The sequence below is a fragment of the Flavivirga abyssicola genome (assembly GCF_030540775.2).
Classification (GTDB): domain Bacteria; phylum Bacteroidota; class Bacteroidia; order Flavobacteriales; family Flavobacteriaceae; genus Flavivirga; species Flavivirga abyssicola.
The window spans coordinates 294,048-308,146 of the sequence record NZ_CP141266.1 but is presented as its reverse complement, the minus strand read 5'-3'; the positions used below and the strand labels follow the sequence as shown (position 1 = coordinate 308,146).

13 protein-coding genes are annotated in these 14,099 nt (G+C 33.8%); 12 read left to right on the top strand and 1 reads right to left on the bottom strand.

The genetic code is table 11. The features are described 5' to 3' along the window. The first annotated feature begins 72 nt into the window (after positions 1–72). From Q4Q34_RS01300 to Q4Q34_RS01250, 11 genes are all read left to right on the top strand, one after another. On the top strand, positions 73–1,398 hold the full coding sequence (locus Q4Q34_RS01300; protein WP_303317347.1) for a dihydrolipoamide acetyltransferase family protein: 1,326 nt from the start codon (positions 73–75) through the stop codon (positions 1,396–1,398). A 103-nt stretch (positions 1,399–1,501) separates the two neighbouring features. Then, positions 1,502–2,278 (top strand): 3'-5' exonuclease, encoded by a 777-nt coding sequence (locus Q4Q34_RS01295; RefSeq protein ID WP_303317348.1) that lies wholly within the window; start codon positions 1,502–1,504, stop codon positions 2,276–2,278. Between the two features lie 111 nt (positions 2,279–2,389). Beyond that, positions 2,390–3,001, top strand: coding sequence for a fumarylacetoacetate hydrolase family protein (locus Q4Q34_RS01290; RefSeq protein WP_303317349.1), 612 nt, complete (start codon positions 2,390–2,392; stop codon positions 2,999–3,001). Then, positions 3,002–3,343: an Hpt domain-containing protein gene (locus Q4Q34_RS01285; RefSeq protein ID WP_303317350.1), complete on the top strand. Its 342-nt coding sequence runs from the start codon at positions 3,002–3,004 to the stop codon at positions 3,341–3,343. 3 nt (positions 3,344–3,346) lie between these two features. Beyond that, positions 3,347–4,597, top strand: a complete 1,251-nt coding sequence (locus Q4Q34_RS01280) for a competence/damage-inducible protein A (RefSeq protein ID WP_303317351.1) — start codon at positions 3,347–3,349, stop codon at positions 4,595–4,597. An 82-nt stretch (positions 4,598–4,679) separates the two neighbouring features. Further along, positions 4,680–4,916, top strand: a complete 237-nt coding sequence (rpmB, locus tag Q4Q34_RS01275; protein ID WP_135875107.1) for a 50S ribosomal protein L28 — start codon at positions 4,680–4,682, stop codon at positions 4,914–4,916. Positions 4,917–4,940: 24 nt separating this feature from the next. Beyond that, positions 4,941–5,123, top strand: a complete 183-nt coding sequence (gene rpmG / locus Q4Q34_RS01270; RefSeq protein WP_007648529.1) for a 50S ribosomal protein L33 — start codon at positions 4,941–4,943, stop codon at positions 5,121–5,123. Between the two features lie 6 nt (positions 5,124–5,129). Next, positions 5,130–5,282 carry a DUF4295 domain-containing protein gene (locus tag Q4Q34_RS01265; RefSeq protein WP_135875109.1) on the top strand — a complete coding sequence of 51 codons (153 nt, stop codon included), beginning with the start codon at positions 5,130–5,132 and terminating at the stop codon, positions 5,280–5,282. A 219-nt stretch (positions 5,283–5,501) separates the two neighbouring features. After that, positions 5,502–6,455, top strand: a complete 954-nt coding sequence (ftsY, locus tag Q4Q34_RS01260; RefSeq protein ID WP_303317352.1) for a signal recognition particle-docking protein FtsY — start codon at positions 5,502–5,504, stop codon at positions 6,453–6,455. A gap of 60 nt (positions 6,456–6,515) precedes the next feature. Further along, positions 6,516–6,944 carry an SRPBCC family protein gene (locus Q4Q34_RS01255; RefSeq protein WP_303317353.1) on the top strand — a complete coding sequence of 143 codons (429 nt, stop codon included), beginning with the start codon at positions 6,516–6,518 and terminating at the stop codon, positions 6,942–6,944. A 199-nt stretch (positions 6,945–7,143) separates the two neighbouring features. After that, positions 7,144–11,493: a fibronectin type III domain-containing protein gene (locus tag Q4Q34_RS01250; RefSeq protein WP_303317354.1), complete on the top strand. Its 4,350-nt coding sequence runs from the start codon at positions 7,144–7,146 to the stop codon at positions 11,491–11,493. Between the two features lie 83 nt (positions 11,494–11,576). On the opposite strand, the gene Q4Q34_RS01245 is transcribed toward Q4Q34_RS01250, so the two are convergent. Further along, positions 11,577–12,641, bottom strand: a complete 1,065-nt coding sequence (locus Q4Q34_RS01245; RefSeq protein WP_408611547.1) for a serine hydrolase domain-containing protein — start codon at positions 12,639–12,641, stop codon at positions 11,577–11,579. A gap of 132 nt (positions 12,642–12,773) precedes the next feature. Here Q4Q34_RS01245 and rimO point away from each other — a divergent pair, with 132 nt between their 5' ends. After that, positions 12,774–14,078 (top strand): 30S ribosomal protein S12 methylthiotransferase RimO, encoded by a 1,305-nt coding sequence (gene rimO, locus Q4Q34_RS01240; protein ID WP_303317356.1) that lies wholly within the window; start codon positions 12,774–12,776, stop codon positions 14,076–14,078. The last annotated feature ends 21 nt before the right edge of the window (positions 14,079–14,099 follow it).

Below are 14,099 nucleotides of genomic sequence, written 5' to 3'. Positions count from 1 at the left end.
AATTTAAAAAAATTAACGTTTTTTTATTAATTTTGCATTCGAAATAAAAAAAATAAGAGTTACGTTATTAATATGGCAAAGTTTGAAGTTAAATTACCGAAAATGGGTGAAAGTGTTGCAGAAGCAACAATAACGTCTTGGTTAAAGGAGGTTGGAGATACTATCGAAATGGATGAGCCTGTTTTAGAAATAGCAACAGATAAAGTAGATAGTGAAGTGCCTAGTGAGGTAGATGGTGTTTTAGTTGAGAAGTTTTTTAATGTAGATGATATTGTTAAAGTAGGACAGGTTATTGCCGTTATTGAAGTGGAAGGAGATAATAAACCAGAAAATAATGTTGCTACAGTTGAAGACGCAGAAAAGCCTCAAGAAGAGGCTGTTGAGCAAGTAGAAGAAACCATTGCTATAGCCAAAGAAACAGTTGCACCTATAACTTCAAATGGTGAGCGTTTTTATTCACCACTTGTTAAAAATATAGCAAAACAAGAAAATATAAGCCAAGGAGAATTAGACGCTATTTCTGGTAGTGGAAAGGATGGACGTGTTACCAAAAATGATATTCTCGGTTATATAGAACATAGGGTGAACACTAATCAAGAACCAGTTGTTCAAAATAATGGAACACCTGCTATCCAATCTAAATCTGTAGAAAAACCAAAAGTGGCTACGGCTCCAGTGATTTCTAGTGGAGAAGATGAAATTATAGAAATGACCAGAATGGGCAAAATTATTGCGCATCATATGGTTGAGTCTGTGCAAACATCGGCACACGTACAAAGTTTTATTGAAGCAGATGTTACCAAAATATGGAACTGGAGAAAGAAAGTTAAGGCTGGATTCATGAAACGTGAAGGCGAGAATTTAACCTTTACACCAATTTTTATGGAGGCAATTGCTAAAGCACTTCGTGATTTCCCGATGATGAATATCTCACTTCAAGGCGATACCATTGTTAAAAAGAAAAATATTAATTTAGGTATGGCAGCAGCGTTGCCAGACGGTAATTTAATAGTGCCAGTTATAAAAAATGCAGATCAACTTAATTTGGTTGGTATGACTAAGCAGGTTAATGATTTGGCAAATAGAGCACGATCAAATAAATTAAAACCAGACGATATTCAAGGAGGTACCTATACGGTAACTAATGTTGGGACGTTTGGTAGTATTATGGGAACTCCAATAATAAACCAACCTCAAGTAGGGATATTAGCACTCGGAGCTATTAGAAAAGTTCCCGCTGTAATCGAAACTCCAGAGGGCGATTTTATAGGCATTCGCTATAGAATGTTTTTATCGCACTCTTATGATCATCGTGTAGTTAATGGAGCGCTTGGTGGGCAGTTTGTAAAAGCAGTGAAAGACTATCTAGAAGCTTGGGATAGTGACAGAGAAATATAATATGCAAAACTAAATGAAAAAAAACCAACTTTAAACAGTTGGTTTTTTTGTTTCTAGGCTGTGCAATTCACTATCTTTACATCTTATATTAATAATTACTTAAATGCAGTTAAGCCTCACCAAACCCATTTGTTTCTTCGATTTAGAAACAACAGGGATAAACATATCAAAAGATCGGATTGTTGAAATTTCTATTCTTAAAGTGTTCCCTAATGGAACGGAAGAAAGCAAAACATGGTTGGTAAATCCAGAGATGACCATACCCAAAGAGGTCATAGAGATTCATGGTATTACCAATGAGAAAGTTGCTAACGAACCAACATTTAAAGAACTTGCCAAAGAAATTTATAACATGATTAAAGATTCAGATCTAGGTGGGTTTAATTCCAATAGATTTGATATTCCTTTATTAGCAGAAGAGATGTTGCGAGCAGATATTGATTTTGATATGAAAAATCGCCTGGCTATAGATGTACAAACTATTTTTCATAAAATGGAACAACGTACTTTAAGTGCTGCGTATAAATTTTACTGTGACGAAAATCTGGATGGTGCACACAGTGCAGAAGCAGACACTAAAGCCACTTACGAGGTCTTAAAAGCACAAATAGCTAAATATGAGGAGGTAGAAAATAACACGAAGTTTTTAGCTGAGTTTAGTTCAAGAAAAAAGTTTGCAGATTTTGCAGGTTTTATAGCATACAATAAAGAAGGTGTGGAGTGTTTTTCTTTTGGAAAGCACAAAGGTAAGTTAGTTACAGAAGTATTGGAAAAAGAACCAGGATATTTTGGATGGTTATTAAATGCGGACTTTCCTTTATACACCAAAAAAGTACTAACAAGTATTAAACTTAGGAGTTTTAATAATAAATTAGGGTAAATCAGTCAGCAGTACGAAGAGGCAGTTCACGGTGTTTTTTATTTCAAAAAAAAATCGTGCATTCGTGACTTAACAACTTTACAAAAAACGACTAGACATCGCACATAATAAATGAAGCTTATTTGCATCGGTAGAAATTACACCGAACACATTAAAGAATTAGAAAATGAAAAACCTACAGATCCTGTAGTTTTTTTGAAGCCAGATACAGCAATTCTATTAAAAAAACAGCCTTTTTTCATTCCAGACTTTTCAGATGATGTGCATCATGAAGTTGAGGTTTTGGTAAAAATTAATAGGGTGGGAAAGCATATCGATAGAAAGTTTGCACATAAATATTATAAGGAAATTGGTTTGGGAATCGATTTTACAGCACGTGATTTGCAAAGTAAATTAAAAGCTAAAGGTCTACCGTGGGAAAAAGCTAAAGCTTTTGATGGAGCCGCAGTAGTTGGTAATTGGATGGACGTAAGTGAGTTTAAGGATGTTGATGATATTAATTTCTCATTACAAAAAAATAACGAGATCGTTCAAAAAGGTAATACAAGTCTGATGTTATGGAAAATTAACGAATTGATAGAATATGTGTCAAAATATTTTACTTTAAAGATCGGAGATATTATCTTTACGGGCACACCAGCAGGTGTTGGCAAAGTAATTGCTAATGATAAATTAAAAGGTTTTATAGAAAATAAAGAAATGTTTTCAATAACAGTAAAATAAATGGAGCAACATTATAAATTAATAAGAGTACGCGAGTTGGCCGATAATGATGAGGATTTTATAAAAACCTTAGCAGAAACTTTTTTGGAAGAAGTGCCAGAAGATGCAGAACGACTAAAAAAAGCAGTAGCAGAGGGAGATTATTTTAATGCCTATCAAGCAGCTCATAAAATGAAACCTACAGTCGATTTATTCGAGTTAGGGATACTTGATACGCTAATTGAAGTGCAGGATTGGGGTAAATTCGAAAAACAAGATTTAGATATTACGTCACAGTTAAAAGTTGTAATAGATGCAGTAGATCGTGCTATTGCAGAAATAAGATCAGACTTTAATCTGTAATTAATGTTAGCTGAAATAATTACTATTGGTGACGAGCTTCTTATTGGTCAGGTTATAGATACCAATTCAGGGTTTATAGCAAAACAACTTAATAAAATTGGTGTATCCGTTTATCAAATAACATCTGTCCAAGACGATAAATCACATATTATAAAAGCTTTAAAAGAAGCAGAAAGCAATGTGGATATTGTTATTCTTACCGGAGGTTTAGGGCCAACAAAAGATGATATTACCAAAAAAACAATTGCAGAATATTTTAATGACACTTTAATTAAAGATGCAGCTGTTTTAAAAAATATAGAACACCTATGGAAACATTATGTAGGTGGAGCGCTTTTGCAAGTAAATAAAGATCAAGCCCTGGTACCATCAAAAGCACAGGTACTAATGAATAAATTAGGTACAGCGCCTGGAATGTGGTTGGAAAAAGAAGATAAAGTTTTTGTCTCGCTTCCGGGTGTCCCTTATGAGATGAATGCTTTAATGGATCATCATGTCATTCCTAAATTAAAAGATAAGTATAACTGCCCTTTTATTTTACATAAAACATTATTAGTATATGGTTTGGGTGAAAGTGCCTTAGCAGAGAGAATTGAATCATGGGAAGATGCCTTGCCAGGACATATTAAATTAGCGTATCTGCCAAGTTTGGGTAAAATGAGATTACGTTTGTCTGCTAAAGGATTTGATGAACACCAAGTTAAAGATGAGGTCCAAAATGAGATTGATAAAGTACTGCCATTAATTAAAAATGAATTTTTTGGTTTTGAAGATGAAGAAGGTTCAGTTGAAACAATCATTGCAAAACACCTAACTAAGATAGGAAAAACATTAGCAATTGCAGAAAGCTGCACAGGTGGAACAGTTGCAGAGCGTTTCACTGTGAATTCTGGAGCTTCAGCTTATTTTAATGGAGGTGTTGTAACATATTCTACAGAATCTAAGATTAATGTTTTAGGTGTTTCAAAAAATGACATTGAAGTACATTCTGTAGTTAGTTCTCAAGTGGTAGAATCTATGTCACAAAATGCCTTGCGATTATTTCAATCAGATTTTGCCGTAGCAACAACAGGAAATGCAGGACCTACTAAAGGGGATTCCGATGCAGAAGTAGGAACTGTTTTTATAGGAATTGCTACAAAAAATGGGGTGTATTCCGAAGGGTTTAACTTTGGAAATCATCGCGTAAAAGTTATAAATAAGGCGGTAAATAAAGCATTGGAAATGTTGCTGAAAGAAATTTTTAAAAATTGATTAGATTTAGGTTGCTGTAAATTAAAGAATTTGTATATTTGCACCTCGATTTTAAGCAACAAAAAAATTAAAGTTATATATCATGTCAAGAGTTTGTGAACTTACAGGAAAGAAGGCAATGGTTGGAAACAATGTTTCTCATGCATTAAACAGAACAAAACGTAAATTTAATGCGAATTTGTTAAAGAAACGTTTTTACATTCCAGAAGAAGACAGCTGGATAACTTTAAAAGTTTCTGCATCTGCTTTAAAAACTATTAATAAAATAGGGATATCTGCAGCAATTAAAGAAGCAAAATCTAAAGGATTTTTAAAATAATAGCTGTATTTAATAAGTAAAGAAATGGCAAAGAAAGGTAACAGAATACAAGTGATTTTAGAATGTACAGAGCATAAAGAGTCTGGTCAACCAGGAACTTCAAGATACATTACTACTAAGAATAAAAAGAATACGCCAGATAGAATGGAGATTAAAAAATTTAATCCTATTCTTAAACGTATGACAGTTCACAAAGAGATAAAATAATAAGTCATGGCAAAGAAATCAGTAGCATCATTACAAACTGGATCTAAAAGATTAACAAAAGCTATCAAGATGGTGAAGTCACCAAAAACTGGAGCTTACATGTTTGTTGAATCCATTATGAATCCAGATCAAGTTAACGACTTTTTTAAGAAAAACTAAAACAGTACGTTTCACAATATTATAAGCTGCTTTCTTTTTTAGAAAGCAGCTTTTTATGTTTATATTTGGAAGGTTTTTCTGCCATAATAGCAGTCATAATTTATGGTGCGAAAATTGCCATTAATGATTTTAGCATAACCAATTAAGCAATGGTATTGACCGTACGGAGATAAGGTTCTTGCAATAATTAAATAAACAACAATCAAATAAACTTAAAATATGAGTTTTTTTAAAAAAATATTTTCTTCAGAAAAAAAAGAAACCTTAGACAAAGGATTAGAAAAATCTAAATCCACTTTTTTTGGAAAGCTAAGCAAAGCCGTGGCAGGAAAATCTAAGGTGGATGATGCTGTTTTAGATGATCTTGAGGAAATATTAGTATCTAGTGATGTTGGTGTAAATACAACACTAAAAATTATAGAACGCATAGAAGAGCGCGTTTCTAAAGATAAATATCTGGGGACGGAAGAGCTTAATGTTATACTTCGTGAAGAAATTGCAGGTTTATTAAGTGAAACAAATTTAGGCGAAGAAACAGAATTTGTTGTTCCAAGAGATAAAAAGCCATACGTAATAATGGTTGTTGGAGTTAATGGAGTTGGAAAAACAACGACTATAGGTAAGTTGGCCTATCAATTCAAAAAACAAGGTTTAAAGGTTGTATTAGGTGCCGCAGATACGTTTAGAGCTGCTGCCATAGACCAATTACAAGTTTGGGCAGATAGAGTAGATATACCTATTGTTAAACAATCTATGGGTAGTGACCCTGCATCTGTGGCATTCGATACTTTAGAGAGTGCTGTAACACAAGATGCCGATGTTGTTATTATTGATACCGCTGGACGTTTACATAATAAAGTAAACCTAATGAATGAGCTTACAAAAGTAAAACGCGTTATGCAAAAAGTGGTAGACAATACGCCTAATGATGTATTATTGGTTTTAGATGGTTCTACAGGACAGAATGCATTTGAGCAGGCAAAACAATTTACAGCAGCAACAGAAGTAACATCATTAGCAGTTACAAAACTAGATGGAACAGCAAAAGGAGGTGTAGTCATTGGTATTTCAGATCAATTTAAAATTCCAGTAAAATATATAGGAGTAGGAGAAGGTATCGAAGATTTACAAGTTTTCAATAAATTTGAGTTTGTAGATTCGTTTTTTAAGTAATCATTTTGTCATTCCTGCCCCCCGCAGGAATCTCTTTTTAAATATAATTTTAAATATGAAATGGCTTTTAATATTTACTATAACCTTTTAATAAAAACAACTTCAAGAGTAGTTTTTGATGCCGTTACATTACCAGAGCATCTAAATAATTGGTGGACATTAAAAAGCTCAGGCGTTCCTAAGTTAAATTCAGAATATAATTTGAATTTTACAGACACTTATAATTGGTTTGGTAAAGTTTCTAAAGTAAAAAATAATGAATCATTTCATTTAAAAATGACAGACTCAGATAAAGATTGGAACCCTACTACGTTTGGTTTTGACTTAAAAACCAATTCCTCTGGTACTTTAGTTAAGTTTAGTCATGTTAATTGGTTAAAAGATAATCATCATTATAGACGTTCTTCGTTTTGTTGGGCGATGTTACTTAATGATTTGAAAAACTATTTAGAAAAGGGGATTATTATTCCTTTTGAAAAGAGAAACTAATAGAATTATCGAACCTTGCCCAAGACATTACAACTTAGTAGTTTTGCTTATTAAGTTATGTTTAAATAATCTTCATTTTTGCTAAAATACTTTTATTAGTCAAAGACTTCTTTACACAAATCTAATATTTTGTTAATCGTAAGAATAAACTGTATTTAATTTTTAAATTTAAGTTTAATAACATTTTAAATTTAAAAATATGAAACACAGTTATCCCCAAAAAAGGCAGGTTGTTATTGCAGCAATTGCTTTTTTATGCACTTTAATAACCTACTCGCAGGTTATTATTACAGGCGTATTTGATGGTCCTTTACCTGGAGGTTTGCCAAAAGGAGTAGAAATTTATGTAACAGAAAACATAAGCGATTTAAGTATTTATAGTATCGGATCTGCTAACAATGGTGGAGGTACAGATGGCGAAGAGTTTACTTTCCCGGCAGTAACAGCTAACTCAGGAGATTTTATTTATGTAGCCTCAGAAGCTGTAGAGTTTTTAAACTTTTTTGGTTTTTCTCCAGATTATACTAATAGTGCAGCCAATATCAATGGAGATGATGCTATAGAATTATTTAAATCAGGAGTTGTTATTGATGTTTTTGGAAATATTAATGTCGATGGTTCTGGACAGTCATGGGAGTATTTAGACGGATGGGCCTACAGAAATGATACAACAGGACCAGATGGAAACTCTTTTGTTCTGGGTAATTGGTCTTTTAGTGGACCCAATGCTTTAGATGGAGAAACTTCTAACACTACTGTGGTTATTCCTTTTCCTATAGGAAGTTATGGTAGTGGAGGAGCTTCTGATAATGAACCCCCTTCTGTTCCAGGAAACTTAATAGCTTCCAATGTAACAACCACTACTGCAGATTTATCCTGGTCTGCTTCAACAGATAATATTGATGTAACAGCTTATCAGATTTTTAATGGAGCAGCTTTAATTGCGTCTTCAGTAGGAACAACCTACACGGCTATAAATTTAACACCAAATACAAGTTATACATTTACAGTAAAAGCTATCGATGCAGCAGGTAATTTATCATTAACAAGTAACGAGGCTACTGTAACAACCTTAGAAGACACGACACCACCAGCAACTTCAGATTTAATAATATCTGGGATTATTGATGGCCCCCTTTCTGGAGGTGTGCCAAAAGCCATAGAGTTTTTTGTTGTTAATGATATAGCAGATTTAAGTATATACGGTTTTGGGTCTGCAAATAATGGAGGAGGTACAGATGGACAAGAGTTTACGTTTTCAGGTTCTGCGAATGCAGGTGATTTTATTTATGTAGCTTCTGAAGAAACCGGATTTACAAACTTTTTTGGTTTTGCACCTGATTTTACAGATGGGGCAACCAATATTAATGGAGACGATGCCATAGAATTATTTTTAAATGGTATTGTGGTAGATGTTTTTGGAGATATAAACACAGATGGTACTGGACAACCATGGGAGTATTTAGATGGTTGGGCTTATAGAAATGATAGTACAGGACCAGATGGAACTACTTTTACAATTAGTAATTGGTCGTTTAGTACACCAAATGCTTTAGATGGAGCGTCAAATAATGCAACAGCAGCAACACCTTTTCCTCTAAGAGCTTATGGTCCCGATTTAATTATTACAGGCGTGATTGATGGTCCGCTTTCAGGAGGTGTACCAAAAGCTATTGAGTTTTATGCTAAGTATGATATAGCGGATTTAAGTGTATATGGTTTTGGGTCTGCAAATAATGGGGGAGGTACAGATGGTCAAGAGTTTACGTTTTCGGGATCAGCAAATGCAGGTGATTTTATTTATGTAGCTTCTGAAGACATTGGATTTACAAGCTATTTCGGGTTTGCACCTAATGCTACTTCAAATGCAGCTAATGTAAATGGTGATGACGCTATAGAATTATTTTTTAACGGAGATGTTATAGATGTTTTTGGAGACATAAATACAGACGGTTCTGGTCAATCATGGGAGTACTTAGATGGTTGGGCTTACAGAAAAGATAATACTGGCCCTGATGGTAGTATATTCTCCATTGCTAATTGGACATTTAGTGGACCAAATGCTTTAGACGGCACTATTGTTAATACCACATTTCCTATTGGAACCTATGGAGAAGGAGGTGTAAGTCAACCATCAGAACTAATATCAATATCTGAAGCCAGAGGCTCAGATAAATTAGGGCAAGTAGTAAAAGTAACGGGCGTACTTACAGTAGCCGACGAGCTTTCTGGTCCCGCGTATATACAAGATAGTACAGGTGGAATTGCAATTTTTGATGAATTAGTTCATGGAGATGGTGTTTTTCAAGTAGGAGATTCAATAACAGTAACAGGAACGAGAATTGTTTTTAGAGATCAGGTTCAAATAAGCTCGGTAACAGAAGTAGAAAATAATGGAACTCCTAATCAACCTATAGTGCCTGTAGTTGTAACTTTAGGAGAGTTAGTAAATCACCCAGCAGAGTTGGTTAAGGTTTTAAATCCTAGTTTCCCAAAACCTGGAGACATTCTTTTTGGAGAATCAAATTATATTTTAACGGATTTAAGTGGTTCAGGAGAATTAAGAATCGACAATGATGTAGAAACTATTGTAGGTAAGGCACAACCTGAAATTTGTGACGAAGTAATTGGTGTCATAGGAAGGTATTTTGAATTGTATCAATTACTCCCTAGAATGGATACAGATATTAATTGTGCTGGAACATACGTGCCTCCAGTACCTCCAATAGATATTCCAAAAGAGAAAACATTAGATGTTGTGACATGGAATATTGAATGGTTTGGAGACGAAAGCAACTCTCCTGCGGCAGGAAATCCAATGTCTGATGCTATTCAAAAAGATAGTGTTAAAGTTGTAATTAATAAGTTGAAGGCAGATGTACTAGCCGTTCAGGAAATTTCGGATGATGCTTTGTTTGCACAATTAGTAAGTGAAATACCTGGGTACGATTACATCCTTTCTCCAGCAGTATCAAGACCAAATGATCCAGGCGTTAAACAAAAAGTCGGGTTTATTTATAATACAGCTACCGTAAACGTTACTAATACCAAAGTTTTGTTAGAATCTATTCATCCTTTGTATAATGGGGGAGATGATTCCGCTCTTGTTAATTATCCAAGTACTACAGATCGTTTTTATGCCAGTGGTCGTTTGCCTTTTTTAATGACAGCAAACGTTAATATTGACGGAGAAACAGAAGAATATAATTTTATTGCTTTGCATGCCAGGGCTAATAGTAGTTCAAGCCCTCAAAATAGATATGATATGAGGAAGTATGATGTAGAGGTTTTGAAAGACAGTTTAGATGCTCAGTATCCCACAGCAAATATTGTATTGTTAGGAGATTATAATGATGATGTTGATGTTACTGTGGCAGATGTTTCAACGACTTTAACAAGTTATGATGAATATGTAACAGATACTACCAATTATAATATAGTAACAAGTGCTTTAAGTGCCGCAGGATTCAGGTCTTTTGTATCTAGAGAAAATATGATAGACCATATTGCTTTTTCTAATGAGCTGAACGATAATTATATAAATGAATCAGAGCGTGTTCATTATGAATTTTATGATAATGATTATGCAAGAACAACATCAGATCATTTTCCGGTATCTGCTAGATTACAGTTAAAATCATTAACTGTTAATGACATTGCTTATACAGATGTTACCTGCTTTGGTGCATCAGATGGAACAGCAACACTAGCCGTTTCAGGAGGTATAGCACCTTACAGCTATACATGTAATGGAAATGATGTTTCTTCAAATATTATAAGTGGTTTAAGCGGTGGAAGCCATACAGTAATAATAACGGATGTTTTAGGGAATACCATAACCGAAGAATTGGTTATTTTGGAATCATCAGAATTAGTAATTGCAACTACTGCGGATACAATAGTATATTCGGGGTATGCTTCGGAAGCTTGTACATTATTAGAAGTTACAAATATTACAGGAGGAGTAGCACCGTATACTTATGAGTGGAGTACTGGTGAAATTACGGAAAGTATAGAGGTTTGTCCAGAAGACACCACAACATATAATGTAACTATTACTGATACTAATGGTTGTAAGCAAATGGCTGCTATAAAAGTTACTGTAGTAGATGTTACTTGTGAATCTAAAGCAAATCAATATAGCTGGGGTTACCAAAGGCATAGAAGCCTCAAAGTGCAAGTTTGTTATAGAGGAAGAACGTTATGTGTTAATCAATATCGAGTCAAGGCACTTTTAGCAAGAGGGGCTTATTTAGGGAATTGTAATGATGAAGACATCTTACCCAAAATTAGGCTTAAAGTTTCACCAAACCCTTTTGTTGATCACACCAATGTTATACTAAATAGTAATATTGAAGCAGATGCTGAATTAAAGATTTACGATTTCTACGGACAACTTTTAAAATCGTCTTCTCATCAAATTAATAAAGGTGAATCTAATATTAGATTGGAATTAGGTGATTTAAAATGTGGGTTCTATTTTTTAAAGACTAAGATTAATGGAAAAAAATCTAAAACAAAAATTTTAGTAAAACACTATAGGCACTAGTATTCATAGTGTTCAATATCATCAAAAAACCGAAGAAAATAATTTCTTCGGTTTTTTCATTTTATTAATTTGACAATCCTATTTTAATTAACCAAAGCATTGATTTTCTCCCATAGATCATTATCGAAAGATGATAAGGCAAAATTGATATTATCGGCAGCATGTCCCGTTCTAATAACTACAAGTTTTTTACTGGGAACGATATAAATTTTTTGATCATTTTTCCCCAAAGCAGCGTACATGTCAGCTGGAGCGTTTGGGACTAATTCACCATTAAATTCTAATTGACTAGCTGGTAAATGATAAGATGATTTTCCATTTAACCACCATAAATAACCATATGATTGATTAATACTTTGTGAGGTGTTAGTTGCTTCATTTAAAAAGTTTTCAGGAATTATTAAAGAGCTTTCCCATGTACCTTTCGCATAAATTAATAAACCAAAACGAGCCATACTACGAGTATTACTCCAATAAACACTAAAATCATTCGAATCTATCCATGCGCCGGTCATACCAATTTTGTCTCTCAATTTTGTGTTAAAATAGTTAGACCAACTTTGGTTACTGGCTTGAGCAACTACATCCTGCATTTTCACATAAACATTATGATAGGCCCATCTTGTACCGGCATCTGCTATATATTTAAGATTTATAGGAGAAACACTATCCCCTAAACTATCATCCAGACCAGAATTCATAGATAATAAGTTTTTACAAGTAATTAAGTTCTCTTGTTCTAAAGTAGCACTCGTCCAACCTGTTCCTAAATAATCGGAAACGCTGTTGTTTATATTTATTAGCCCTTCATTTTGTGCAATTCCAGAAATTGCCGTGGTTAATGTTTTACCTGCACTTGCCCAATACCATGGCGATGTTGCTGTATGGTTGTTAAAATATTGCTCAACTACAATTTTACCATCATGCAGGATTATAAAACCTTTTGTGTTTTTATCTTCTAAATAGTCTAATAGTGGTTGTAAAGCAGAGACATCCCATTCTAAATCTGTAAAAGATTTGGTTTCCCAAGTATCAGAATTTATGGGAGGAAAATAAAGACTATTATTTATAAGTTCTGGAGATGTTGGGGAGTCGTCTTTCGAGCAACTAAATAAAACCATCAAGATAAATAATGGGATGCAAGTCATGTTTTTCATAGTTGTAGGTTTAGTAATTAAGACCTCTAAATATATAAAAGGTTTAATTAAGGTTGTATCTTTGCGCCCTAAATTGATTACCGTTATTAATTAAAAAGATTTTCACATTCGTGGAAAAATAGTATGCGCACAAAAACTCTTAAGAAAAACAAGATAAATGTTGTAACTCTTGGTTGTAGTAAAAATGTTTACGACAGTGAAGTGTTAATGGGTCAGCTTAAAGCTAGTGGTAAAGACGTTGTTCATGAAGAAGAAGGAAATATTGTAGTTATTAATACATGTGGGTTTATTAATAATGCAAAAGAAGAAAGTGTGAATACCATTTTAGAATTCATGCAAAAAAAGGAAGCGGGAGATGTTGATAAGGTATTCGTTACAGGATGTTTAAGTGAGCGTTATAAACCAGACCTACAAAAAGAAATTCCAAATGTGGATGAGTATTTTGGAACGACAGAACTGCCAGGATTATTAAAAGCTTTAGGAGCTGATTATAAACATGAATTAATAGGAGAACGTTTAACAACAACACCTAAAAATTATGCCTATTTAAAAATTGCTGAAGGTTGCGACAGACCCTGTAGCTTTTGTGCCATCCCAATTATGCGAGGTAAGCATAGAAGTACACCTATAGAGGAGATTGTTGTTGAAGCTGAAAAATTGGCAGCAAATGGTGTTAAAGAACTCATTTTAATAGCTCAGGATTTAACCTATTATGGTTTAGATTTATACAAAAAGAGAAACTTAGCGGAATTATTGGAGGCTTTAGTAAAAGTTGAGGGAGTTGAATGGATTCGTTTACATTACGCATTTCCAACAGGTTTCCCGATGGATGTTTTAGATGTTATGAATCGTGAGCCTAAAGTTTGTAATTATTTAGACATTCCATTACAACATATTTCTGATGCTATTTTAAAAAGTATGCGTCGTGGTACTACTAAAGAGAAAACAACCAAGTTACTTAAAGAATTTAGAGCAGCTGTTCCGGATATGACCATTAGAACTACCCTTATTGTAGGGTATCCTGGAGAAACGGAAGAAGATTTTCAAACATTAAAACAGTGGGTTACCGATATGCGTTTTGAGCGCTTGGGTTGTTTTACATATTCTCATGAAGAAAACACACATGCGTACAATTTAGAAGATGATGTGCCGGAAGAAGTAAAGATTGAACGCGCTAATCAGATTATGGAGATACAATCACAGATTTCTTGGGAACTCAATCAAGAAAAAATAGGGAAGACTTTTAAAGTGGTTATTGATAGGAAAGAAGGTAACTATTTTATTGGACGTACCGAGTATGATTCACCAGATGTTGATAATGAAGTGCTAATTGATGCGACTAAAACCTATTTAAAAACAGGAGAGTTTACTACCGTAAAAATTATTGAAGCCGAAGACTTTGATCTTTATGGAGAAGTAGTTGTTTAAATTTGATAGGAACTATAATTT